This window comes from Marinobacter denitrificans (assembly GCF_008795955.1).
Lineage (GTDB): Bacteria > Pseudomonadota > Gammaproteobacteria > Pseudomonadales > Oleiphilaceae > Marinobacter > Marinobacter denitrificans.
On sequence record NZ_VMHN01000002.1, the window covers coordinates 432,718 to 458,310 of the forward strand.

Sequence of the window (25,593 nt, forward strand, 5' to 3'; positions counted from 1 at the left end):
GCAATTGAAGCGTTTGCTGAACAAGGTGGTTCCGCTTTCAAGCGGTAAAGGCAAGGTAATAGTGGCAGGAATGCCAAAATCGGGAACCACTGCGATTGCGAAGTTGCTGGCAGAAGCCGCACAAGAAACCGTTTGCAGTGATCCGTTCTACAAACTGGACGTCAAAGGCGTTGTCTATCGCGACCAGCTGTTCAGGGGCGAACTTGATTTGGGTAGCCTCTGGAAAGAATTCAGGGATGTGTTTAACGGCGAGATCATCAAGGATCCTAACTTCCCTCTTTTTCTCAAGGATCTGGGAACACTCTTCCCGGAGGCAAAGATGGTTTTTATCGTGCGGGACCCGCGGGAAAATATCCGCAGCATCCTCAGCCGATTAAAGATAGCGGGCGACCCTGCAGTGTCGCAACAAGCCGTAGCTAACCTTTCGGGAGCGTGGGGAAATGTGCTCAACGGGCGGTCACCCGATATGCCTGGTGACGATTTTCTCGAGAAGATGGCTTGGCGTTGGCGTGTCTCTGCTGAACATTATTTGGAGAACGAGGACAACGTAAGGTTGATCCGTTACGAGGACTTCAGAACCAACAAAAAAGCGGAAATTGAAGCTCTGGCGAAAGACCTCGGTTATACCAGGCTGGCAGATATATCCTCTTTGGTGGATGTACAGTTTCAACCAAAAGGAGTTCGCTCAGGCAGTCTGGAGGAGTTTTTTGGTCCTCATAATCTGGAGCGCATTGAGCATATTGTGTCGCCGCTGATGTCCAGGTTCGGATATGAATGAACATGATCGCCCCAAACGAATTCTCGTCACCAATATTGTTTCACTGAATACGGGAGATGCTGCCATCCTGTGGGGCATGTTCGAAATTTTCAGGCGGCGGTATGGCTCGAATACGCGTGTGATTGTTTTCGACAAGTCTGCCGAAGCCGCGGGCAGGTATTACCCCTGGGCAAATTTCCGGCAGGCAATGTTCGGTAACCCGCCGAGGACCAGGCTGGGCAGAAAAATGCAGGCTAACGGCTTTGGGCACTGGGTTGAACGACTTCGTTTCATGAAGCTCTCGTTCGTCGCTCGGTTATGCCGCTGGAAGGTGGGATATCTTGGGCGATTAATTGCCAGTCGTGAAGATTGCGAGTCGGTTGCTGAATACGTAAACGCAGACCTTGTAGTAAGCACCGGTGGCACTTACCTGACCGAGAATTACGGTTTGTGGACCAATATTCGGGACTATCGGTTAACTTTAATTGCGGGTGCTCCGCTGGCGTTTTTTACCCAGACACTCGGGCCCTTTGCTCAGCCGAGATACCGGCAAGCGTTCACGGATATCTTTCATAAGGCAACGGCCATATGCCTGCGCGATGAGCGATCCCGTCAGCATGTTCTGGAGCTTGGTATTCCGGCGGACAAGATCGCCCTGGCAAAAGATGCTGCGTTTGTGATTGATGTGGAACGGCCTGCGCCTCCGTCAGGTGCTTTACGGATTGCAGTGTCCGTTCGAACGATGCACTTCTTTAATGATGGCGATCGCTCCCTGGGTGAGCAATATAAGGCGTCTGTGACTGCAATGGTCAACCGAGTAGTAAGGGATTATGGCGCGGAAGTGGTGTTTCTTTCGACCTGCCAGGGAATCCCCGAGTACTGGACGGATGATACAAAACTGGCAGATGAAATTGTCTCCGCCTTGCCCCAAGACGTCGCCCCGAATGTCACCGTTGATCGCCAGTTCCGCCAACCCCTGGACATTGTGAGGGCCTATCAGAGCTTCCATATGGTCATCGCAACGCGGATGCACGCCGCCATTCTCAGCCTGGTGGCAGGCACACCCGTATTGGGGATCGCTTACGAATTCAAGCTTGAGGAGCTGTTCCACCAGTTGGGTATGGACGAAGCAAGGTTGTCGACTAAGGAAATGAACCCTGAAGGTTCTGAAGCCGCCCTCGGGCATATGCTCGATAACCTCGAATTCTGGCGCGAGAAGGTGTTTGCAGTGCGTGCCGACTGCAACCGGCAAGCAGCAGCGGTGATGGATCAACTGCCCGATGTCTGACTTCAGAGGTAAAGTTCTCAAGGCTCTTAGCTGGACTGCGGGCGGAAAGGTGATCACTCAGGTCATCTCCATGGGGTTTGGCATCGCGCTCGCAAGAATGCTGACACCGGATGACTTTGGCCTGATTGCCATGATGATGGTGTTTACCGGCTTCGCCGGCCTTTTAATGGACGTGGGGCTTGGGTCGGCTCTTGTTCAGAAAAAGGATGTAAAGGAGATACATTACAATACCGTATTCTGGACGAACCTCGGGCTGGGTATCGGGCTGTGGGCTCTCGTGTCCTCGCTTTCTCCCACAATTGCGGAATTTTACGGAAGGGAAGAACTGACTCACTTGGGGTTGGTTCTGTCCCTCCAGTTTATTCTTGGAGCCCTGGGGCTGGTGCCCAGGCAACGCCTGGTAAAGGATTTGTCTTTTCAGGTTACCGCTGTGGCGGATCTGCTGGGTATGATCATCGCCGGGATCGTTGCAGTGTTAATGGTCAGGGAAGGCTATGGTTACTGGGGCCTGGCCTGGCAACCGGTAATACTCCGGTTTGTCGCAACATGTTATGTCTGGGGAGCAGCGCGCTGGGTGCCTGCGATTGCCTTTAGTGGTGGAGCGCTGAAAGAGCTTTTCGGTTTCAGTTTTTATGTGTTTGCTACAAGGGTCATTCGGTTCGCAACGATGAAAGCGGACAAGCTGCTTGCGGGTAAATATATAGGAGGTGATGCCGCAGGGTTATTGGACAAGGCTCAGTCAATGATGCTTTTTCCGCTGCAGAATGTTTCCCATACCGTGGGCAGCGTTATGTTTCCGGCGCTGAGTTTGATTCAGTCGGATATAGAACGAATCCGGAAAGTTTATATGCGGAGCACCCAGGCTATTGCTCTGCTCACATTTCCGATGATGGCAGGCATCTTTGCGGTAGCAGAAAACTTTGTGTTCGGTGTTCTTGGAGAGCAATGGGCAGAGCTGGTGCCGCTTTTGCAGGTGCTGTGCCTGGCCGGAATAGCGCGCTCTATCGTGACTGTTACCGGTTCGGTCTACCTCGCGCTTGGCCGGGCGAAGCTCCAGTTTAAGGTTAATCTGTTGACCCGCCCCATTGCGCTCGGAGGGGTCATTGTTGGCCTCCCCTGGGGCATAGAAGGTATTGTCATCGGGATGACCACGGCGACGTGGATTAACAGCCTGATTACGTTATCGATTGCAGGTCGGCTAATCAATTTGAGCCTGCTTGAACTGATGTTGTCTTTTTCCCGCACCTTGGCAGCGGCAGTTCTCATGGCTGTCGGGATTACGCTGCTCGACCCGATGTTGTATGAAATTGGTCCTCTGGGATCCTTTGGGGTTCAGGTTCTGGTTGGGGGGGGCATCTATGTGCTGCTTGCCTTCGTGCTAAGAATCAAGGCATTAACGGATATTCTGGAGATCGTGGCGGCTCAATTCGCTAATCGACGAAGCGACGGTTAGTTTTTGGTTGGCCTGAAGACAGGAGGTTATGGCGTGCATTTGTACAAGGATCAGTTTTCGGAAACTCATGATTTTCCGCGCCAGGAGGGTCCTGATAAGACGCTGGTTATTGCATCAACACCCCGTTGTGGCAGCCACATGTTAGGTCACACTCTCCACCAGACTGGCTGCTTCGGTTTCCCTTTGGAGTATGCAAACCCGGCAAACCTCCAGGAGTGGAAAAGACGCATTGATACGGAGAGTACAGAGCGTGTTATCAGGGAGCTGACGCAAAGAAGAACCTCGCCAAATGGTGTATTCGGCATAAAACTCCACTATACCCACATCAGTGTGCTCGGTGGCTTTGACGGGGTGCAGGCTCTTTTTCCTGAGGCCTATTACGTGCTCCTTTCTCGTGAAGGCGTTTTGAAGCAGGCCGTATCTCTGGCAATTGCCAGACAGACGGGAGTGTGGATTGCAGGTCAGGAACCCAAAAACAGTAATCCTCCCGAATATCGCTTTGCACAGATTGAGAAATGTCTGCGGGAAGTAATTCTTGATAACGCGTCCTGGCGCTACACTCTCGCAGCGAATGGCTGCAACTATATTGAGATGGACTTTGATTCTGTGCGGATGAATCTGGGAGCCAGCGTGCACGCCATCGCCGAGTTTATGGATGTTCAGCTGGAGGAAAACCTGGCCCAGGAGGAGCACGTAACTGCCAGGCAGGGCAGTAGTCTGAATGACGAGTGGGTAGCGCAATTTGTCCGGGATTTTGAGAACAGTAATAACGAGCTGGTCTCTCCGGATCCGGGATTGAAGCAACGCCTGCTAACAAAGTTCAGGACGATGCTGTCGGTAGGTTAATGCCTCTGTGTAAAGACAGGATGTTTGTGTATAGCGCAACGTATTTTTTGGCATTTTCCCGACTGCTGAATTTATTTTCGAACTCAGGGGGAGAAGTCGCCAGCTGCGGTGTTGCTGCTGCGTCTTCAGCTTGGGTCAGTCTTGGCAGTATTGAAAGAATCTTCTCTGAATAGGCAGAAGGGGTTTGTTCGTCGACCAGGCCGCCCTGTTTCCAACCTGCAAGTACCTCGGGAATGCCACCAACGTTGTGGGCTACCACAGGGATGCCCAGGGTGGCGGCTTCCAGCAATGTCATGGGCAGCCCTTCATGGTCGGATGGCATTATCAGCGCGTCCAGCTTGCTGATTTCCTTCATCGCGGGATTCACAAAACCCTTAAAACTGATCCGGTCACTGACGCCTAGCTCTTGCGCAAGTTTCTTAAGGCTTTCTTCCAGTGGTCCGTTACCAATTATTGCTCCACGGCAGGGGTAGCCCCCCTCGTTCAGGGAGCAGATAATTCTGATGAAAAGGTCCACGCGTTTGACCGGTACCAGTCTCCCTACAATACCCAGCAAGGCCCCCTGGTTGCGCGTGTTATGGCTTTCGGAGCGCCACGTTTGCTGAATCTCCTCCACATTGACGAAGTTGTAAATCTTGAAAACCTTCCCTGGAAACGTAGATTGCAGAGAGTGTTCAAGCTGAGTGGACACCGCTATGACCGCTTGCTGACGTAATCGGCCAAGCCAGATATCCAGGCGGCTGGTTAGCCATTTATGCGGCTTTCGGAATGAGAACTCATGTTCAGGATTGCCGTGGACCGTTCTGACCGAGTAAGGCACCCTGGCCAGTTCCTTACCAAGCACCCCCAATACGTTTTCCTTGAAACCGTGGGTGTGAACGATGTCGGTACCCTGCATTTTGCAGTGAGTGGCGATGGCTTTTGCGATTGAAAAGGGGCCGGTATGGGTCTCGGCAGCAAGGGTTACCGGAATGCCGAGCTCTACCAGTTTGTCGTGCAGGATGCCGGGGTTAAAGACGACAGCGGTCACGGAAACGTCCATGCGGGCACTGAGGGCCTGGCAAAGGTTGTAGACCTGCACCTCGGCTCCGGCCCAGAGGTCTCCGGATATGATATGCGTCACGGTAATAGGGGGCTTCATCGTTTCTTCACTCATGCCAGGCTGCGCCCGATGGTGGCCAGAAATGTGCGGGCGGTTGAACTGTTCCCGTCATGAAGGTTGAAACGATGGAGGTCAAAGTCATTTCGGCTGGCGGCTCTGTTCCAGCCGGTTTTGGTTGTGCAGGCCGCCTGATAATGTTTTGCAACAAGGTGTTCACCACCGTCGGTGATGTCTCCATTGGGGTAGCAGAAGATCGGCACGCTGATGACGTTCATGGTTTCAAGATCTGACAGACACCCTGCAATTTGTTCTTCAAGCGCCTCTTTGCTGTTCAGCCGGTTAAGGCGGAAGTGGTTTCTGGTGTGAGCGCCATATTTGACCAGGTTCTCCCCGGCCATTTCCTTCAGTTCCTCGGTCTGCAGTATTACGGGTACCTGATCGGCCAGGTTGTCTTCGGCGGTGAGCAGCGACGTTGATTCTTCCAGGTGCTGAATAATAGTGACATCATCCAGCTCTTTGAGGCGATGGATTATCTCATCAGCCTCCAGAAGGGAGAGGGGGGTGGATTTGCTACCACGATCGCTGAGGTAAGGCTGAAGCCACGCGAAGGCTTGATCGCTGAGATCGATACCTGGAGTACGGACCAGCCGAATGACCTTTTCAGGCCAGAAGGTATCGCCCGTGTCTACCATGCCGGTGACAAGGAAGATGGTTGCAGGCACTTGCGCCTGGCGGAGTACGGGATAACCATGCAGGTAGTTGTCCCTCCAGCCGTCATCAAAGGTAAAGGCTACCGACAGTGCCGGCAGGGCCTCGCCGGCCTCTTTCTTGCGTAGCCATTCGTCCAGGTGGATGGGGACTGCGCCAAGGGACTGAATGAGTTTTATGTGCCTCTGCAGGTTCCCGGGTGAAACGATCATGCCCGGTTGTTCCCGTTCCCGTTCGTCGGAGCTTTCCGGCAGCACCCGGTGGTAGGTAAGGATGATCAGGGTAGGGCTGCGGGTTAATTTCAGCCGTAGCCATCCGTAGATAGCGAAAGCACTGAGAGCCCAGAATTTCAATAAGGATCGTAAAGTAGCCACGCCTTCTGCCTCCGTCGGCCAAGCCTGTGGTTTTGGCGTAATCGTCCATGTATAGTTTGCTGGCACAGAGATTCTGCCAGTCACTGGCTCGAAAGTCATCCGGAAGTGAAGCACAAGGAAGGATAGTCGCGTGCATAAGAATGTGTCCAAGTTTCTATTTTATTACCCGGCGACAATGGCAAAAGGAGAGCCGATTGCGTTTCTGATGAATGAATACAGGCGTAATCAGTGGGTCGGAAAGGAGGAGCTAGCTGACCTCCAGCTTTCCCGGCTCAAGAATATCCTGTCATATGCGTATAAAAATTCTGATTTTTACCGCAAGCTGTATGATGATGCTGGTGTTGAGCCGCAATCTGTAAAAAGTCTTGATGATCTACAGAATATTCCAACGATTTCTAAACGTGATCTGATAAACAGCCTTGGCGAAATGTCTGTCGACCATGGGCGCTTTTTCCGGTCGAGTAAGACGACCGGAGGTTCCACCGGACAACCCGTCAAACTCTATAAAAACCCTATGGCTCTTGCTCGTGAACGTTGCGCTACAGCTCGAGCTTACGAATGGGCGGGGCTCTGCATAGGCGATCCTCAACTAAGATTCTGGGGGGTGCCTCATTCTACCGCAGGTAAAGCAAAGGCTTTTATTACCGATTTGATTGCGAACAGGAAGCGGGTTTCCGCTTTTGATCTGACGTCCGAATCACTGAATCGGTATCACCAAGAGGCGCTATCATTCAAACCCGGATTTATATATGGGTATGTTAGTGTTATAGAGATCTTTGCACGCCATATTTTAGATAACCAGTTATCACCGATACCCTCAGTTAAATCTGTTATTACTACCTCTGAAATTCTTACGGAGAAATCCAGACAGGTTATCTCTGAGGCTTTCGGCGTTTCTGTTTTTAATGAGTATGGCTGTGGTGAAGTTGGTTCTATAGCGCATGAATGTGAGCATGGAGGGATGCACGTAATGTCTGATAACGTGCTACTTGAGGTTGAAAAGGATGGTTCCGGCGGCGGTGAGATTATAGTTACGGATTTCTATAATTTTTCCACACCTGTGATTCGATATCGGCTGGGCGACTATGCCACGCTCTCGGATAAGCGCTGCAATTGTGGGAGAGGGTTTCCTCTTCTGGAATCTATTCATGGGCGGGCTTATGACGTACTCCAGATGCCATCAGGAAGCCGCATCCACCCAGAAGCCGTTATCTATGTTTTTGAAGGCATTCAGTCTAAAACCAATGCCTTTGAACAGTTCCAGGTAGTCCAGGAGTCCTTGGATCAAGTTCTCGTCAGAATTATCCCCAATAAAAACTGGTCTCATGACATACATAAAATGCTGGTTAACGACTTAAGAAGAGATATATCCAGTGACATAAATTACAACATTGATATTGTGGATGAGATATACAGAGAGAAGTCTGGGAAGCTACGCCTGGTGAAATGTGAACTCTAAAATAGTTCTTGGGAAGGTTGGCAGGCCGTGCCTGGATGCTGGCGTTTGAGCACGCAAACAACGAGCAGTACCTGTACAGCGGCATTCAATGCGTGACACCGGCAACCGGCACCGAGGCGTCGATCATGGGCGCTTGGCGCATTGGGAAATGCTTTATGGAAGAGCAAAGCGCCGATATTCCCGGCGCTGGTCTGCCCCCGTTGCAAAGACAAAGTCTAAGCCTTGTCCGGGCCGGTTAGAAGTTGAGAATTTCACTTTTTAGTTTTTCTTTAAATGATCCCGCTTGGTCATTGAGCTTGGCGAACGTGCCATTAACTCGAGTATCGTCTATCTGGATAATTGGGTTTCTGGTTATGTAGTTGACCATATTTTCCAAAAATTGTTTGTCAGTTTCTGAATCAGCATCTTTGTAGAAATCGGACAAACCGACCATTTCAAACAAAACTTTCTTTTTGAAATCTCCAAGGGTTCCCTTTTGTTGCGAAGAGTGCCTGCCAACGCCAAAAACGGGAGTATTCAAGTTCATCGAGTTTACACAAATATGATAGGTGTCGGTGAATACAAATCTGGCTTCTGCAATTTGACGACGCAGTCTTGGGAAGACGATTCTTGCGTGAGTCGGATCTGTGTTTAACCAATTAGTTAGGGGAACTCCCTTCAAACCGGTTTTTTTCTCTAGTTTAATCACCGCGTCCGATGTTTCTTGGAAACCTGACCGCCCAAAGTGATAGCAGAAGGTTTGGGTGCGCTCTTTGGATGCTTCTGGTGTATTGAGAAGAAACGCACAATCCATGCCCTGGTCAAGGCGGCAGGCGAAAGCGCCTGACCCTAAATTGTCGGCCATGTTTTTCACGGAACAGGGGTCTCGCGGTAGAAATAGATCAAAGTTGGCACGGAAGCCCTCAATGATACTCTGAAGCTCACCACCAAGTTCTTGAAAGCTGTTCTGCAGGTTGTTTCCAATGGATAGCACTTTTGGGGTTGGCTTACCTTCGCTAAGCGCGAAAAGATAGCGCCAAAACTGAAATGCCAATCGCTTGTCAACTGAATGTGCTTTTCGGACTTCGAGTTCGGAGAAATTATGCTTTCCATACACGGGGTTGCTTATAAAGTCTCCCCAGTAGACGAGATGCGTGTAATCGCTTAATTGGTTGGTATTTCGGAGCAAACGATAGCGAAGCGCGCCATAGTTTTTGAATTTCTTCAGGAGGATTTTCGGGCCGAGAAATTCTAGAAAGCGTGCACCTCGGACTCTGGATGTTTGGGCGACAAAAAGGTCAAATTCGCAGGCAAGCTCCGAAAAGAATTCTCTGGCAGCCAGATCGACGCTGTACATGCCGAGATTGCTATCATTGTACGCGCAGATAACTGCTACTTTAGGTTTATAATTCATAAATCGCGGGCCCCAAATTTTACAACACGGTTAAGGTAAAAGTGTGACTAATTTTAAGTTTTGTTGGATTTAATCCCTAGCATCCCAGCGTGAAACCTTGAATCGCAGTTATGCAATGTTAACGCGGGAAAGCTTTATGCAATTATTCGTACTGACCGTTTTTTCCAAATAGTTGGTTACGTGCAATCAGCCATATTAACGGCTAGGGGCAGGTCAGAAAGATCCTCTATCTTAGTTTAAAGGTGTCGAGCCTAACCTGTTTAAATCTCTTATCTGCATTAACCTGGGTATAAATTCTTCTCCCAATCTGCTAGCCACCGACTTCATATAGGCTGCGGATAAATGCCCTTTATCACGGTACACTAGTAGATTTCCGACGACTGGTGGACAGGTTTTTTTTGTGCAGAACGAGTTGCTTAGATCTACTATATTAAGTTCCTCGGCTTCTTCCAGCACCATTGCGGGGTTTGAATTTTGTAAAAGTTTTTCGCGTTCGATCATGCAGTCTATTGAGTTGCGCCCGTTAACATCGACACATAGTGGTACATCAAAGCCAAATCGCGGTGTGTCGCGCAAAGCAATCACGTTAATTCCTTTTTGAAGCAGAGCTAGCCATTGATTCCTATAGCCCTGCGGGACGTGCTCTCTTTCTGTACTTTGTGGGTATGTTGTTCTGGTAGCCAGGGTGATTACTACGTCAGGGGGAGACTCGATAAGTCGCCTGAGAAGGCTTGCATTCCATTCCCGACAGGAGTCTCTGTATTCTTTTATATTTGTGAGTGGCTCTGTACTAAAAGGGCACACAGACTTGGTATAGACTGTTAATTTCCAGTCTGGAATTTTCTTCAATAAAATTAGAAATGCGGGGACCCATTGGGCACTATGGGAGCCCCCAACCAGAGCCATTTCAAATTTGGCGTTTTCCGGGCCAAAGGTGCAACTTTTGATTTCTGTCCCAGACATAGTTTGAATGCATCCTCTCCGATAGAGCAGTCCTCGGTCTTGGGAGGCGGTAAGGAGGCCAGGGTATATAGGAGAGTCACCAGAATCGTACTCAACGGTGTTGAGTGCCGCACTACCTGTATAAGTATTGGAAGCGTATGCGAGGGCAAATTCTTGGTCTATTAAATGGTTTTTATAGGTATTCCACGTTAGAAGCACTAAACTTATCAGGCCAACTGACAATATGCTCCCGAAGACAGTCCGGAACTGGTTGATCTTCTGGGTTGCCTGGAATGGACGTTCTATGTAACGTTCGGAAAGGTAAGCGAGACCAATGGAGACCAGCAGTATAGAAAACCCTGCCTCAAGCGACACACTGTTTTTGTAGGACAGTGTCAGGTACCCCACTAATATAGGCCAGTGCCAAAGGTAAAACGAGTAAGAGATATTACCCAGCCATACCAGAGGCTTGCTCCCAAGTATATGCTCCACCCCAAATGACACGGATGGTCCATATCCTGCCGCCAGTATCATCGTAGCGGCTGACATTGGCCAAAGCGCTACATAGCCGGGAAATAACGTTGAGACATCAATGATAATACCGCATAAAATTATTGCGATAAGTCCGAGCCACCCAAGAACCAATCTCGAGTAATTTCCCAAGGTGAATTTCGGTAGCAAAAGTGCGACGAGGCCCCCAGCAATAAACTCCCAGACTCGGGCAAAGGTGTCGAAATAAGCGAATGCTTGATTATTTGCCGTAGTTACTACGGAATAGATAAAAGATGTAAAAAATAGAAAACTTAAAAACGAGAGAAGCCGGTGTTGTGTTACGGTTTTTCCGGTCAGTCGCATCACCCAGCCTAGAGTTGTCAGTAGAATCGCTACCAGTGCCAATGATTGTACTTGTGCGGACATGGCCCAATAATGTTGAACTGGTGAGCCAGTGGTTTCCCTTGCGAGGTAGTCAACCGAGTTAAAAGCGAGTAACCAGTTTTCAATGTAAAGGGTACTGGCCGCCAGATGTTCTATCGTCCGGTCCCACTGGATTTTTGGGAGCCAGAGCCAACCGGTTGCCAGTATTGCAATGATGACGAAAAAGGCGGCGGGGAGGAGCCGTCGGGCAAGCCGATTTAGAAATGATAATAGGTCGACGTGCTGGGAAGACTCTAATTCGCGGCTGAGGGAGCCTATGAGAAGGAAGCCTGAAACGATAAAAAATACGTCTACGCCACCTGAAACCCTTCCTATCCAGATGTGGTATATTGCAACCAGCAGGGCACCAACAGCTCTCAGGCCTTGGATATCGTTCCTTCGGCGGGTATCCGTTCTGATAGCTGTCATCCCTGATTTTCCATCATTATTTAATAGTAATTTGCAATGGAGAAACTCATTGCGGGACTCTATTGCTTTCGTTTAACGGCTTTATTTCCTACATGTATAATTGAGCGTCATAACGATTCTGCCATTATGGTGCAGAGATGTCATCCACAAAGGTTCACAGGGATTGGGAGCGATGTTGGTTTTTCTGTTCTGGTTTTCAGCTGTTGGCGCACTTTTCAGCTACTTTGTTTATCCGTTAATTCTCCGTTTTATGCCCCGCCGTCCAGGATCCGGATCAGCGCATGCGCCGGCGGGCAATCAACAAGCGGTCTCCCTGATTGTTACGGCGCATAATGAAGCCCACCGTATTCGCGAAAAAATCGAGAACTGTCTGGGTCTGGACTATCCGAACCTGGAAATCATCGTTGCCTCTGATGCGTCAAGTGATGGTACAGACCAGATTGTACTGGAGTACCAGGGCCGGGGCGTTAAGCTCGCCCGTGCCGAGGAGAGAAAAGGCAAAGAACACGCGCAATTGCACGCCATTAGAAGAGCCACCGGCGATATTCTGATATTTTCGGATGTCGCGACGTCGATTCCTGAAGATGCGATAGGGCGGATGGTGCGCTATTTTGACGACCCTTCCGTGGGGGCGGTCTCTAGTGAAGACCGCTTCACCAGCCGCGATGGTGGCGTGGTGGGAGAGGGTGCTTATGTTCGCTACGAAATGTGGCTGCGAGGGCTGGAGTCCGACAGGGCAGGGCTCGTGGGGCTAAGCGGATCTTTTTTTGCAGCCAGGAGGTCAGTATGTGATGAATGGGATATTTACTCACCTAGTGACTTCAATACTGCCCTTAGTAGTGCTCGCCAAGGGCTAGTGGCTGTGACAGCGCCCGATGTATTGGGTTTCTATCAGGATGTGGCGGATGCATCGAAAGAGTACCAGCGTAAGGTAAGAACCATAATAAGAGGACTGACAGCGCTGAGCCGGCACCCAGAGGTGCTCAATCCATTTCGATTCGGTATGTTTGCATTCCAGGTATTCGGGCACAAACTGATGCGCTGGGCAGTGCCGTGGTTTCAGATCTTACTATTCGTTTCTTCTCTATTGTTGGCTGGCAAGGGAGCTGTCTACTTTCTTGCACTCCTGGCTCAGCTGGTGTTTTACGGTATTGTAATAACCGGTCATTTCAAACCCGAGCTTCGAGAGCGTACGGTCTTCAAGATTCCCTATTTCTTTGTTCAGGTTAACCTGGCTATTGCCCGTGCCACGATCGATTTTCTGTCCGGCCGGCGAATGACAGTCTGGACACCCTCCAAACGATGATTGGCATGTTGAGACCTGTTGGAAGCCGTGTCCCCGCACCGGCTTTGGGCACAGCATCGTGCCTGCCCTGGGAGAAGAACTACGACACCTGGCACATGGGCTCTGGCACTCAGGCGCTGTCTGCAGCGGTGTTGTTGGCAATCGGGCGGTCCGGCCTGACAAACTCAGCACCAGAAGTCATCCTGCCCGCCTATGGGTGCCCGGATCTCGTTGCTGCCGTTGTGGCGCAGGGAGCGAGGCCGGTGCTGGTGGATTTAATGCCTGGCCGGCCTTTTATGGACACTGAACAAGTATCCGCGGCCTTTTCTGACGCGACCGTTGCGATCATTGCTGCGGGCTTTCTGGGTGTGCCAGAGCAGCTGGATGCGCTGGCGAGCCTGTGCCGGGATCGTAATATCTGGCTTATTGAGGATTCTGCACAATGTTTCCCCCCGGACTGTGCCCGCGAACCGAATGCGGATTGCGCGGTGCTGAGTTTTGGTCGTGGTAAGCCCATCAATCTGATGGGGGGTGGCGCCTTACTGGTGCGGGAGGATCATCGTACCGGCGCAGCAGAAAGATTGCTCACGCTACCGGTGGAGCCGGTGAGCATTGACTGGAAGTGGCATGCCCGGAGATGCATTTTCAACTTTCTTCTGGGGCGACTTGGCTATGGCCTGCTGAGGCGGGTTCCGTTTCTTGGGCTGGGTGCTACGGTTTACAAACCTTTGGTCAGCATAAAACGGGTAACTTTGCCTGGTGGGCTTCTGGGTGCAGGTATTCGTGCTGCGGAACAGAGGCCCAACGTTGTATTGGAGTACGCCAGGCAGTTGGGCTTTCTTGAGGCTCGTGGTTGGAAGCTGTTTATGGGCAATGAGGCTGCAGAGGGCGACCGTGTAGGTGGGGTGACGCTACGGTATGGGTTGCTGGCGCTCGACAGGGAAAGCAGGGATAAAGCGATTGACGCATTAACTGCCAAAGGTATCGGTGCCAATGCCTTTTACGGGTATAAATTGCCTGACATAGCAGGTGTATCTGCTTGCCTGGACGGTTTGCGCGAAGGCTATCCGAACGCAGAGTTCTTCGCTGCCAGATTGGTCACCCTGCCAAGCCATGAAGATGTTTCTGAGAAGGACCTGGCAATAATCGCAGCAACGCTTGACAAGGTTACCGCCCAACATAAAAAATGACGCATGCTGGCTGTTCAGGGGCCAGTCAGTCCTTCCCGCTGTTTTAGTCTTTTATAGCGCTGTATCGACTTCAGGAAGAGGTTTTCACCGGTCAGTCTGGCCTTTTGGTACCTAAGGATAGGGGTGTGCTGTATGAAACAGATAATCTTCTTTGGCGTTTTGCTTTCTTTCGCGTGTGGTGTCAACGCGAAACCTTATTATTCCTACGATCTGTATGGAACGGTTACGGGTGAGGCCGCTGCGGCGAACGCCCTGGCAAATGTTGATATCGGGGATGAATTTCTTATCCGGCTGGATATTGGCAAGAATGACGCCGGAGAGCACCTGATTTCCTTTGATGGTGTTATAGGCGGTTGGACTATTTTCGAGCAAGAGAGTAATGGCTATTACCATTGGGGTGACTGGTCGCCGGAGCGCTTTTACACAACCGGCAGCCTCTCCCCGCTGGCGGCCCCTGAAGGGAACGGATCTGTGGTTACCCCCTACGATATATACCTTACGTTGTTGGGTATGGAGGAAACCGGGACAGTCCCAATACCGGAGGAAAAGCAGTTAGTCCGGGATACCGGTGAGCTCAATCTGGATCAGTTTCGGTCGGGGGGCTTTCATTTCTGGTTCTTTAACCAGCTTGATGGCAGCTCGACCGGTTCCGAACAAGATCTTTACGGATCGATCACCCGTATTTTGAAGGTGCCGGAGCCAGGCACATTGGTGCTTTCAGCGCTTGGCCTTGGTTTTTTCCTGATCAAACGTCGCCAACGTCATCAGCGATAACCACTGCCGTTATATTGCTAAACGTACTATCGCCCGGCCTGTGTAAGTCTGAATCTGTGCCATCCTTCCTATAGTTGTTATGCACACCAAGGGAGGGATGATGATGAAAAGGACACAGTTACTGGTATTGGCAGTGGCTTCAGGAAGCGTGGTAACCGGCTGTAGTAGTTTCAAACCCAAAATTGATGTAGACGAGCTACCAGCGCCAGCAGCCGGCATTGAAACCGAGTACATTATCGATAATACCAACCCTGGTTTTTACACCGATGGTGAATGGAAGGAGTCATCGGTCTCAAGCGGTTACATCGGAGAAAACTACTTTGCTGGTGAAGCGGGTACCGGTGAGAAGACTGCGACCTGGAACCTGAATATCGTTAAGCGGCTTGATGTGTATGCCAGGTGGACGGCTCACAGCAACCGTGGTTCCAATGTTAAATATGTTGTGCATCACCTTGATAGTCAGGACTTTTTGACCACCACAACGGTTGAGGTTGACCAGAGGGACTTTGGAGGGGAGTGGTTCAAACTCGGGACCTTCCGCATGTCATCGCTTACCAGTCGCGTTACTGTCTCCAACGATACTGATGGCTATGTCATAGCGGATGCCATTCTTTTTAAAGAAGCTGCCGAAACACCCTCTGTGGATGCCGATAACGATGGCATGCTCGATGCCTGGGAGCTTGAGAACGGCCTTGACCCTACCAATGCTGTGGATGCCGAGCGGGACCCTGATGGCGATGGTTTGACGAATCTACAGGAATCGTTGGGGATGACGGATCCGTTTAACTCCGACACTGATGGTGACGGCATTCCTGACGGCTACGAGAACGACGCGGGTTTGGATCCGACAGTAGCCGACGGTGATCTCGATGCAGATGGTGATGGGTACACGAACTACGAGGAATATCTGGCAGGTACAGACCCCAAGGATGCCTCAAGTGTATTGGCGCCGGATACGGTGTTGCTTACCTGGGAGGCACCCCTGTCACGAACTGATGGCAGTGAACTCTCCCCGGAAGAGATTGATTATTACGAACTGAAATATGCCCAGGCAGTGGATGACAGTGACCCCGGAATCGTTTCCGATAACGAATCGTCCGGCTTCGTGGTTTACGGGCCTGATGCGGGCACTTCGACGGCCACGGAAGGGTATGTGGGCCAGGATTATGTGGCAATGCCCGCAGGAACAGGAGATAGCTTTGCAAGCTGGTCGGTTAATGACCTTTCGCCGGGGGCGGAGTATCGTTTGTCAGCTAACTGGACGTCGTACAGGAACCGTGCAACAAATGCGACTTACCATGTTCAGTACCAAACAGTGGACGGTGCACTTGTTGAAAATCAGTTCACTGTAGATCAGACCTCGGGCGGCGGTACATGGCGGAATCTGGGGTCGTTTATTCCCGGCTCCAGCGAGGTGATCGTTGTACTGGCGAACGATGCTGATGGCTACGTAATTGCAGATGCCATCAAACTGGAACCGGTGACGAAAGTTGTGGAGCCGATCAGAATAGAGTCTGATCAGACGCGGTCCTATGTTGTGAGTGATCTCCCGGCCGGTGCATGGCAGTTCCAGATAAGAGCTGTGGACACGGAGGGGGTTGCGAGTGAATATACGGACCCTGAAGTAACTGTAATTGAATAGTGGGAGCTGTCCTGTGTTAGAACGAGGCTGCGGATTCCCGGTAAAAAGCGTTAAGGAGCGACGTACGTGGCCTTGGTTTACTTTGACAAATTCATGGAAAGAACGGGTGTCAGGAATTTCGGTGACGACATAAATCCTGCTCTGATGAGCAGGTTTATCAGCAAAGACATTCTGTCGTCTGATGACATTGCGTTGTTCGGCATCGGGACAATACTGAACGATAAAAACATAAGAAATAACGATCACTATGCCAGAAAGGTGATTTTCAGTTCTGGTGTGGGGTATGGACAATTTCATACAAAACTTGATGAAACCTGGGATGTTGCCTGTGTCCGGGGGCCTGGCTCGGCCAGGGCGCTTGGCGTTGGATTGGACAAAGCTATAGCTGATGGCGCCATCTTGCTTTCAGAGATTTATAGTAAGCCCACGATAAAGCGTTCCAGGGCTGTGTTTATACCGCATGTTAACTCTCACCTTTCAACAGGGCGACTGCTTGCGGCAACTGCCGACAAGCTGGATATGGATTACCTGACCCCGAGTTGCAATGCGGATGAGTTTATCCACACCGTGGCAAGTGCACCGTATATCGTGACGGAAGCAATGCACGGGGCGATTCTTGCTGATGCGATGCGGGTTCCCTGGATTCCCGTGAGCCTACATGAGTTCCATGAGTTTAAATGGCGCGACTGGATGGACTCGATGGAACTGAATGGAGGCGTGGTTCACTCTCTGTCGCCCCGATGCTGGGATAGCAGGGAAGGGAATCAGCCGACGTCCATTGTCCAGCGATTGTATAAACGCGGTAAGGGGCAGGTCCTCAAACGTAACATCAGACGGGTTATCGCGACGCAGGAACCTTTGCTTAGCCAGCCACATGTGATGGAGTCAAAAATACAGGCGCTCCTGGACGTCGTGAGTGAGATCAACAGGACCTATTCCCGCTTATAGTCCGGGAGGTGGCTGCCGCCAGAATATACTCGCAAACCTTAATGCCGCTATCCTGCTCCCGGATTTCCCGGGAGTAGCGATCCATTGACTCTTTTATCGAGTTATCGTGGAGGATGTCCCGGAGGTATCCGGATACTTGCTCAACAGAGAATCGATCTTTATTGATAACTCTGCCTGCGCCCAGACTTTCGACAACCCAGGCATTGTATGGCTGGTCCCATATTTGCGGGATACACAGCATTGGTTTTGCGAACCAGAACGCCTCCTGCACTGCGCCGGACCCTGCATGAGATACAAACCCACGTACGCGAGGGTCTGCTAATAGCGTTGGTTGGGGCCCCCAGGAAATCCAGCGAATATCAGGGTCATCCCTGAAATTTTCGGGTACAGGATCAGTCCGGGAAACCCAGAGAATTCTGCAATTATTTAGTTTCGCTCCCATGATCAAACAATGGGAGAGCTTGTCGGTAATGGTTACCATAGAGCCAAGGCTCACCAGAATGACGGGTTTCTTGGGCTGTGTTTCGAGCCAGGCCCCGTCTTCCCTGGATATGTCGCCGGCAAGAAGGGGAGGAAGTGGGCCAAATGCCTGAGCGTCCCTGCAGACAGTAATTCTGGGCTGAAGGTGACGGCACTCAATCGTGGCCATGCCCGTTGTAAAGATCTGTTTGGGCCTACCCGACAGTTTTGCTCTTTCGATGATCTCATCCCAGTTTCGGTTTACCTCGACCTTCATTTCTTTTATCGAGCTGTGCGCCTTATTGTTCAGCGTTGATTGGGCTGCCTCCGAGAGCTTTCCAATAATTTTTGCCATTAGGGGGATAGTCTTAGTGGCCAGAATTGATGGCTGGTCAGCGTATGGCTGTGGGTTCTGGCATTGCTGGTTTGACCCGGATGCACGGTGCATCAGGACCGGGATGTCCAGTTGAACACCCAGGTCATGTATTGCGGCGCCTAACAGGTGTTCGTCTGTAATGATCAGGTCTGGTTTGCGGTGTTGAAGGTTCGCTTTGACCTGGGGCAGAAAGGAAAAGCCTTTGTATTGAATTGGCTGGAAATAGTGGGACTCAAAATACCGATTGAAAAAGAGCTTTCTGTAAAGCGGGCTGGTATGGGAAATCTTTTTTAGAAGAAAGTCGGCATTGGCCGGCAGCACAGGAGGTAGCAGGTCATACTCGAACCCATGGGTTGCCGGAAGGCTTTTGCCTTCCTCCGGCAGGATGAAGTTGCACTCAATACCTTTCGACTTCAGTGTGGAAGCAATGCGTAGTAGGGGGATGACGTGCCCGGCATCGGGTATTAAGGCCACAAACGTGATACGCATTTTCGAAAGTCCTTTTCGTTTATCGAATATTTGGCTGTTTCGCGAATTATCCTGAGTGGAGTCTACTTCGCAAATTAAAATCCGCATACTGTTGCGCTTGCTTTACAGATGGTGTCGAAAAACTTTACATACGACGAAGCATTTGAAGCTTTTATAATCAATAACACTTTGAAAAATAAAGATTAAAAATAATTGGCATGGATATGGCTTATAGGCGACAGAGTATTTCGCAGTAACCATAATGAAGAAGGATCTACCATGTATAAGATGTCGATGTTGGGAGGAGTGTTCGCTGCTTCATTAGCTATACCTGCCTTTGCAATGCCCGTGATTTCCGTTGATAGCGTATCTGGTGTCTGGTCAGACGCCGAAGGCGGTAGCGCCGTTTACAGTGACGGAGGCCGGGAAGTTCGTTGGGGCATTGGTCAGCCAACACAGAGCGGCTACCGTTTTGATGGATCTGCACCCGCCGCATTTAATGTAGATATCAACGAAGAATTTGATCTGGGCACTTTCACCCATTTCAATTATCAGATTAATACTGGTTCAGGTATCGACAGTGTTCTGCTGAGCATCTCAATGGATATCTCCGTGGACGGAAACCCCTATGCGACGCCTCTGGCGTTTACGTTCCTCCATGAAGAAACACGGAACTCTGGTAGCGACTGCTGCGACGACATTGTGTCCTTCGAGAGCCTCATGTCATCAGAAGCGTTCGACATTGACGGAACCTGGTACACACTTGACTTGAGAGGCTTCAGTCAAAACGGCGGTCCTACCCTTGAGCAACTGATCTCACCGGAGCATGGCGACAACGTGGCCCAGCTCAGAGGTGTATTTACCAAGGTTCCTGAGCCAGGCACTCTTGCGCTGCTCGGTCTGGGTCTTGCCGGCCTCGGACTTTCCCGTCGCCGCAAGCCTCTAGCCCAATAAAGGCTGCCTACAACGATTGTAGCGGTCTTGAACAAAAAAACCGGAGCTCGAATGAGCGCCGGTTTTTTATTGGCCGGATGAAATGTCACCGTTGTGCGCCGTTCAGGAACCTTTCGAAGGTGGCTCTCTGCCCGGAGCAGTCCGGGCTTGTCTCGCCTTCACTTGATACGCTTTCACACCGTCCAGCAAGTGCCCATAGGGCGCCACGGGCGTCTCCCCTGAGCTTGTTCAGTGCTCCCTGGATTTTTACTTCGATGTTCGACGTGGTGAGTTGCCCACCTATCTGATACCACGACCATAAAATGACGTAAGAGCCGCCGGCATTTTTCTGGATAACCGTCTCACTGACGGCATCCGGGCTAGCATCATTGTTGCCGTTACGGGCCCGAGTGGTCCTGGAAACAAGCTTCCATTCCTTTCGGTCGAACAGCTGGTTTCGATACCCGAGCAGCTCCCTGTCCTGCGCCTGCCGGCGATACCCTGTGACTTGCACTTGCACCCGTTCCAGATCATCCGACACATACACTCCGCCCAGATCAATGTCTGGCTTTGAATAGTCTGGCTGCCAGAAATCTGCGTGCTTGAGTGGGCCGCTCCAGCCGGCTTCAGGCACAGGCAGGTCTGGCTCCCAGGCGCTGGCCATGCGTTCGGTTCGGGCATCAAGGGCAGCCGGTATCAGCGGTGGCACGAGGAGCAGCAGCGAAGCCACCAGAGGCCACTTGATGGACAGCGAGCTTGTATGCGCCTGTTCAGTTTCAGGCTGGGGATGGACATTTTCGTCAGCGGCATTCGAGGAAGGCTGCTCAAGCCAGGTGGAGATAAAGAAAAGCGGTACCAGCGTAATGATGACGAAGATGACCCATCCGAAGAGTTCATGGTCCTCTACCAGAGAGGTTTCCATGTTGGTGTAATGCCCCGCGGCGATGATGCCGAAAACTCTTATCCAGTTCGCCACCATGGACAACAGGCCGGCAATCACAATAAGCAGAATAATGCGGGTCTTCGAGCCGTAATAAAGCTGGCCGTAGAAAGCTGCGAGAAATAGCGCGACCATCAGGTAGCGCACACCGCTACATCCATCTTCAACAAGGAATGTTCCGACATCCAGGATAATATAGAACTCGTGGATGGTGGCAGGGATATCAAATGCCTGCAGCAGGATTGTGTTAAAGAAAACGGTGATGTGCTGGAGCAGGGGGGAGAAGTCGTCCCATATGGGTACCGCAAAAACCAGCAGTAGAATGGGCCCGCCTGCGACGGCCAGAAATCCCTTTCCCCATATTGACCACCCCCAGAAGAGGATGATCAGTAACGCCAGCATCAGACGGAACACTCTGATGTCCGCCGCCTGGGAGAGGATCAGCCCCACAATAGCGCCAGCCAGAAAAAATAGCCCCAGGGGCGAGCCTTTCATTCTCAGGGCCGCGAGGGAGTTTTTCCTTTTGTAGAGAACAAAGAACACGCCACCCAATACCAGAAACCCATGGTGGTAGATAATCGAGTTGTACCACAGATCAAAAAATGACTGCCATTCAGCCCAGAGCCCCACCGCCAGCAGCGGAATTGAGGCCAGCCAGAAATACCGCATTGTTAAACCTCGATCCATCAGCCCTGATCACCAAATTTTTCCAGAATTTCTTTTGCTTCAGCATTCCGGCCAGCAGCGCGGTATGCTTCTGCGAGGTGCAGAGCGATTTCCTCTGAGTCGGGTTGAAGCTCGTGGGCTTTTTGCAGGATAGGCAGACTTTCTTGATGGTTACCGGCTTTCAGCATGATCCACCCATAAGTGTCCACTATAGCGGCGCTTTCTGGCGCAAGATCATAGGCTTTTTTGGCCATGGAGACAGCTCGCTCATCCCCTGCCTCGTGATATAGCCAGGCCAGGTTGTTCAGCACAACGGTATTCTCGGGCATGGAATCGAGTATTTTCTCGTAATTGGCTTTGGCTTTATCCTTCTCGCCCTCAGACTGCTGAAGCAGTGCGAGTCTCAGGCGCAACTGCAAGCTATCAGGGTAGGTCTCAATGCCGGACTCAAGCAGTGAAAGCGCTTCCTCTTCACGACCTGCGCCCTGCAAGACTGCAGCATAGGCATTGACGATGCGTGCGGTGGACTGTTTGTCCATAGCCAGTTGATAGAACTCGGCCGCCTGTTGGTATTGCCCCTCGCTTTCAAAGTAACGCGCCTCTAGCAGATACGGCCTTGGAGAATCCGGATGTTGTTGTTTCGCTTCCTGGAGAATGCTCCGAGCTTCATCTTCGTTTTCCGCGCTAAAGGCTTGTTGGGCTGCCTGTAGGGAAATTTCTTCGCTATCAGGGAAAAGGGCTCTGGCGCGGTTGAGAACCGCCGAAGCGCGGTCAGTCTCTCCTGCCTCTCGCAGGCTCGCCGCGATAGTGTTGTAGATACTTGCCACCAGAGGCGCTGCCCGTGATGGCGTATTCTCTTCTTTTCGCTCCAACAGAGTGGCTGTAAGGTCATCCGCTTCCTGGCTATTACCCTGGCGCAGCGCCAGTTCCAGCAGGACGAGACGTGGCCCGGTGGCATCAGGATTCTGCTCCAGAACCTGTCTCATGAAACGCTCGGTTTCGTCCTGCTCCAGAACTGCGGTGAGTCCCTGAAGGGCCTCGCGACTATCGGGGGCGAGTTCCACGGCTTTACGGAAGTGCCTTTGCGCCTCGGCTTTATTGTCCTGGCTCAGAGCTAATCGGCCCAATGCGAGAACCGGGCCCGGGGCACCGGCATCCTTATTGCTCGCTTGCGTGAAATAGTCCCGTGCTTCCTCCATTCTGTCCTGGCTGGCTGACAGGTTTCCACGAGTCAGCAGGGCTGCGACACTGTCAGGATCTTCTTTGATCCACTCTGATGCCGTAGTGGTGGCTGCCGCAACATCCCCGGAGCGAGCCTGGGCCTGAATCAGAAGGTTCCGCGCCTGGTCCATCTCAGGCGCCTTGTTTACCACCTGCCTTGCCAGGTCTATGGCTCGTTCATGCTCTCCCTTACGACTCAAATAGTTTGCATATCGCAACCGCAATTGGTGGTTGTCGGGGTTGAGTTCCAGTGCTTTCTCCATCAAGGCCTCACCGGCCTCGGTGTCACCGCTGGCAAGTGATGCTATTGCGACGAGAGCCAGAGTTTCGGGGTCGGAGTCTTTGCCTTCGAGTTTATCGAGTATGTCTTGCGCGCCTTGCGGATTGCGCATTTGTAACCGGGTGGCTGCCAACAGTTTACCGGCAACCTCCGATTCGCCCATTTCGGCAACCGGTGCCAGTAGCTTCTCGGCTTCCTCGACACGCCCCTGCCGGAAACGCACCAGGCCCAGCATCAAGGCGGATTGCTCATGACCGGGTGCTTGGGCACGAACTTCCTCAAGGTAACGTGCTGCGTTGGTGAGGTCGCCTTCTTCCATCGCGTCCTGGGCGGCCATCAGGTTACTTTTGATGGTGCCGGGTGCAGACTTGGCCAGTATTTCTTCATAGACAAACGCTTCAGCCTGTTTTCCCTGGGCTCTCAATACGCGGATAAGGGCGGAGATAGTGGCGTATTTCCGCTGGGTCATGACATCGTACTGGCCAATATCCTCAAGCGCTCTGATGTAGGCGTCTTCTGCCTTCTGCCAGTCTTTCTCCGCGTGAGCCATCTGGGCCTTCCATAGCCAGAGTTCGGTATCCTCACCGTCTATCTCTTCTGCCTCAGCGACGAGCTCTGCGGCTTTTTCCTTTTCCTCCCGGGCGAAAGCCACTTTAGAAAGGCCGACCACCGCCTCAACCGCGCCTGAGTCAACGGTTCTGGCTTCTTCAAAGGCCGCGCTGGCTTCATCGAGTTGCTCTGATGCCAGGTAGGTTTCGCCCCTGAGCAGAGTCGCCTCTGTCTCTAGCGACCGGTCTGGAGAGGTGATCCTGTCGAGCGCCGCCAGTGCCTGCTCATGCTGGTTCCGCATCAGGTATGCTTCGGCGTACATGAGGTTGGCCCGGTTTTCTACCTCGGAATTGAGGTTCTCCTCTGGGATCTGCTCCAGGACCCAGGCGAGTTGTCTTTCCGCATTGATCGCATCGCCGGCCTTCAGCAGGTTGTCAATAATCAGAAAATAGGGGTCGAGTTGCTCTGGCTGCAATTCAATGGCATTACGCGCCTCCAGCGTGCTGGCCTTTAGCTCACCCTGGCGCTGGAAGAACCGGGACTGGTCCAGATGACTCATGTACTGGATTTCTTCCTGGCTCATTTCATCGCTGTCGCCGCCGCAACCTGCAAGGGTCAGCGAGATGGCAACTGAAAGTAGGGTGGCACGTACTGCTAATACTGGTTTCATGGCCCTGTTCCTTTCCTTTTTCGGGTGTTGTTATGGATTCCCTGCCTGTTACTCAGGCACTCGAAGACTCGGAGGATGTTTCTATCCGATATTTGTCGGTCAGGTTGTAAAGCGTTGGCCGGGTAATACCCAGCAGGCGTGAGGCCTGCGCCATATTGAAGTTGCAGGACTGAAGTGCCTGGATAATGGCTGCTCTTTCGGCATTTTCACGCACCTGCCGCAGGTTCAGCTGGCTTTCGGGGGCATCCAGGTCGCAGTTCAGCTGCAAGTCGGCGGCGGTCACCCGCTTGCCGTCCGCCATGATGGTGGCCCGCTTCACCTTGTTGATCATTTCCCGCACGTTGCCAGGCCAGGGGTAGCTCTTGATGGCCTTGATGGCATCTTCGGTGAAGGCCAGGTTGGGGCGGTCCATCTGCTTGCCGAGGGATTGCAGCAACGACTGCGCGATAACGAGCGCGTCGCCCTCCCGGTCGCGTAGTGCAGGCACGTCGAGAGTGATTTCGCTGATGCGGTAATAAAGGTCTTCACGGAAGGTGCCCTCGGTGATGAGCTCCTGTACGTCCCGGTGGGTAGCGCAGACTACGCGCACATCCACGGCGACGGGTTTCACCGAGCCCACCCGGTCTACCATTCTTTCCTGCAGAAACCTCAGCAGTTTGGCTTGCAGAGGCATGGGCATGTCACCGATTTCGTCCAGGAAAAGGGTGCCGCCGTTGGCGTTTTCGATCTTGCCTTTTTTGCTCTGAGTGGCGCCGGTGAACGAGCCTTTCTCAAAGCCGAACAGTTCGCTTTCCAGGAGGTTCTCGGGAATCGCCGCACAGTTGATCGCGGCAAAAGGTTTTTCTGCACGGTGGCTCAGGTCGTGGAGGGCGCGCGCCAGCAGTTCTTTGCCGGTGCCCGTCTCGCCCGTAATCAGTGTGGTTACATCGGTGGGAGCGACTTTTTCCAGTGTCCGGCAAATGGAGAGCATTTGCGGGCTGGCTGCAACGATGCCCTTGATGCTGGTGCCGTTGCGCTGGCGGGCCAGTTCACGGTTGTCACGTTCGAGTTCTGCGAGCCGGAAGGCGCGGTTGACCACAAATGTGAGAATATCGGCATCCAGGGGTTTCTGGTAGAAATCGCTGGCACCCATGCCGATGGCTTTGACGGCGTTCTCTTTATCTTCCCGGCCGGTTACCACGATGATCTTGGTCATGGGGGCCAGCCGCAGGATTTCCTCGAGTAACAGAAAACCTTCCGACGCTCCGCCTGGATCAGGGGGAAGGCCCAGATCCAGGGTGATTACATCTGGTTCAGTCCTGCGCAGGGCTGCGAGGGCAGACTCACGGTCTGCAGCAACGCTCACTTCCAGGTCCTCGCTGAAACACCAGCGCATCTGGCTTTGCAGACCAGGATCGTCCTCTACTATTAAAAGTCGTCTACTCACAACGGCTACAAATCCCTTTCTGTATTGTGATGGTTTTGCAGTGAATCCTCTCACCCTTGATTCTTAACTGAACATTGACACTTTGCAACGATAGACTTGG

19 protein-coding genes are annotated in these 25,593 nt (G+C 51.9%); 11 read left to right on the forward strand and 8 right to left on the reverse strand.

Annotation, left to right across the window (positions count from 1 at the left end; genetic code table 11):
- The first annotated feature begins 4 nt into the window (after nucleotides 1–4).
- Genes FO268_RS09930 through FO268_RS09945 form a run of 4 tightly spaced genes read left to right on the forward strand, consistent with a single transcriptional unit; the run spans nucleotide 5 to nucleotide 4,344 of the window.
- Nucleotides 5–778, forward strand: coding sequence for a sulfotransferase family protein (locus FO268_RS09930; RefSeq protein WP_150992467.1), 774 nt, complete (start codon nucleotides 5–7; stop codon nucleotides 776–778).
- Nucleotides 771–2,045, forward strand: coding sequence for a polysaccharide pyruvyl transferase family protein (locus FO268_RS09935; protein ID WP_150992469.1), 1,275 nt, complete (start codon nucleotides 771–773; stop codon nucleotides 2,043–2,045). Before FO268_RS09930 ends, FO268_RS09935 begins: the two co-directional genes overlap by 8 nt.
- Nucleotides 2,038–3,498: a lipopolysaccharide biosynthesis protein gene (locus FO268_RS09940; protein ID WP_150992471.1), complete on the forward strand. Its 1,461-nt coding sequence runs from the start codon at nucleotides 2,038–2,040 to the stop codon at nucleotides 3,496–3,498. Before FO268_RS09935 ends, FO268_RS09940 begins: the two co-directional genes overlap by 8 nt.
- A 3-nt stretch (nucleotides 3,499–3,501) precedes the next feature.
- Nucleotides 3,502–4,344, forward strand: a complete 843-nt coding sequence (locus FO268_RS09945; protein WP_225316582.1) for a Stf0 family sulfotransferase — start codon at nucleotides 3,502–3,504, stop codon at nucleotides 4,342–4,344.
- On the opposite strand, the gene FO268_RS09950 is transcribed toward FO268_RS09945, so the two are convergent.
- Together FO268_RS09950 and FO268_RS09955 are read right to left on the reverse strand one after the other, a co-directional pair.
- Entirely contained in the window at nucleotides 4,319–5,500 is a 1,182-nt protein-coding gene (locus FO268_RS09950; RefSeq protein WP_150992473.1) for a glycosyltransferase, read from the reverse strand. The genes FO268_RS09945 and FO268_RS09950 overlap by 26 nt on opposite strands.
- Entirely contained in the window at nucleotides 5,497–6,528 is a 1,032-nt protein-coding gene (locus tag FO268_RS09955) for a polysaccharide deacetylase family protein (RefSeq protein ID WP_225316585.1), read from the reverse strand. Before FO268_RS09955 ends, FO268_RS09950 begins: the two co-directional genes overlap by 4 nt.
- A gap of 130 nt (nucleotides 6,529–6,658) precedes the next feature.
- On the opposite strand from FO268_RS09955, the gene FO268_RS09960 reads away from it, so the two are divergent.
- Nucleotides 6,659–7,987, forward strand: coding sequence for a phenylacetate--CoA ligase family protein (locus FO268_RS09960; RefSeq protein ID WP_150992477.1), 1,329 nt, complete (start codon nucleotides 6,659–6,661; stop codon nucleotides 7,985–7,987).
- 235 nt (nucleotides 7,988–8,222) lie between these two features.
- On the opposite strand, the gene FO268_RS09965 is transcribed toward FO268_RS09960, so the two are convergent.
- Both FO268_RS09965 and FO268_RS09970 read right to left on the reverse strand, forming a co-directional pair.
- On the reverse strand, nucleotides 8,223–9,380 hold the full coding sequence (locus tag FO268_RS09965) for a polysaccharide pyruvyl transferase family protein (protein WP_150992479.1): 1,158 nt from the start codon (nucleotides 9,378–9,380) through the stop codon (nucleotides 8,223–8,225).
- Between the two features lie 231 nt (nucleotides 9,381–9,611).
- Complete coding sequence (locus FO268_RS09970; RefSeq protein WP_150992481.1) at nucleotides 9,612–11,666, reverse strand: acyltransferase family protein; 2,055 nt, start codon at nucleotides 11,664–11,666, stop codon at nucleotides 9,612–9,614.
- Nucleotides 11,667–11,838: 172 nt separating this feature from the next.
- On the opposite strand from FO268_RS09970, the gene FO268_RS09975 reads away from it, so the two are divergent.
- From FO268_RS09975 to FO268_RS09995, 5 genes are all read left to right on the forward strand, one after another.
- Complete coding sequence (locus FO268_RS09975; protein WP_150992483.1) at nucleotides 11,839–12,972, forward strand: glycosyltransferase family 2 protein; 1,134 nt, start codon at nucleotides 11,839–11,841, stop codon at nucleotides 12,970–12,972.
- Nucleotides 12,973–12,977: 5 nt separating this feature from the next.
- Nucleotides 12,978–14,141, forward strand: a complete 1,164-nt coding sequence (locus FO268_RS09980) for a DegT/DnrJ/EryC1/StrS family aminotransferase (protein WP_191966936.1) — start codon at nucleotides 12,978–12,980, stop codon at nucleotides 14,139–14,141.
- Nucleotides 14,142–14,273: 132 nt separating this feature from the next.
- On the forward strand, nucleotides 14,274–14,915 hold the full coding sequence (locus tag FO268_RS09985; RefSeq protein WP_150992487.1) for a PEP-CTERM sorting domain-containing protein: 642 nt from the start codon (nucleotides 14,274–14,276) through the stop codon (nucleotides 14,913–14,915).
- A 97-nt stretch (nucleotides 14,916–15,012) separates the two neighbouring features.
- Entirely contained in the window at nucleotides 15,013–16,557 is a 1,545-nt protein-coding gene (locus FO268_RS09990; RefSeq protein ID WP_150992489.1) for a golvesin C-terminal-like domain-containing protein, read from the forward strand.
- 66 nt (nucleotides 16,558–16,623) lie between these two features.
- Complete coding sequence (locus tag FO268_RS09995) at nucleotides 16,624–17,505, forward strand: polysaccharide pyruvyl transferase family protein (protein ID WP_150992491.1); 882 nt, start codon at nucleotides 16,624–16,626, stop codon at nucleotides 17,503–17,505.
- Here FO268_RS09995 and FO268_RS10000 read toward each other — a convergent pair.
- A complete protein-coding gene (locus FO268_RS10000; protein WP_191966937.1) occupies nucleotides 17,480–18,829 on the reverse strand; it encodes a glycosyltransferase in 1,350 nt (449 codons plus the stop codon). The two genes, FO268_RS09995 and FO268_RS10000, sit on opposite strands and share 26 nt — an antisense overlap.
- Nucleotides 18,830–19,087: 258 nt before the next feature.
- Between FO268_RS10000 and FO268_RS10005 the strand changes: the two genes are divergently transcribed.
- Nucleotides 19,088–19,762, forward strand: coding sequence for a THxN family PEP-CTERM protein (locus FO268_RS10005; protein WP_150992495.1), 675 nt, complete (start codon nucleotides 19,088–19,090; stop codon nucleotides 19,760–19,762).
- An 85-nt stretch (nucleotides 19,763–19,847) separates the two neighbouring features.
- On the opposite strand, the gene xrtA is transcribed toward FO268_RS10005, so the two are convergent.
- The 3 genes from xrtA to prsR are packed head-to-tail and all read right to left on the reverse strand — an operon-like array spanning nucleotide 19,848 to nucleotide 25,493.
- Nucleotides 19,848–21,350, reverse strand: a complete 1,503-nt coding sequence (xrtA, locus tag FO268_RS10010) for an exosortase A (RefSeq protein ID WP_191966938.1) — start codon at nucleotides 21,348–21,350, stop codon at nucleotides 19,848–19,850.
- A 17-nt stretch (nucleotides 21,351–21,367) separates the two neighbouring features.
- Nucleotides 21,368–24,067, reverse strand: coding sequence for a tetratricopeptide repeat protein (locus FO268_RS10015; RefSeq protein ID WP_150992499.1), 2,700 nt, complete (start codon nucleotides 24,065–24,067; stop codon nucleotides 21,368–21,370).
- Between the two features lie 52 nt (nucleotides 24,068–24,119).
- Nucleotides 24,120–25,493, reverse strand: a complete 1,374-nt coding sequence (prsR, locus tag FO268_RS10020) for a PEP-CTERM-box response regulator transcription factor (RefSeq protein WP_150992502.1) — start codon at nucleotides 25,491–25,493, stop codon at nucleotides 24,120–24,122.
- Nucleotides 25,494–25,593 lie beyond the last annotated feature (100 nt).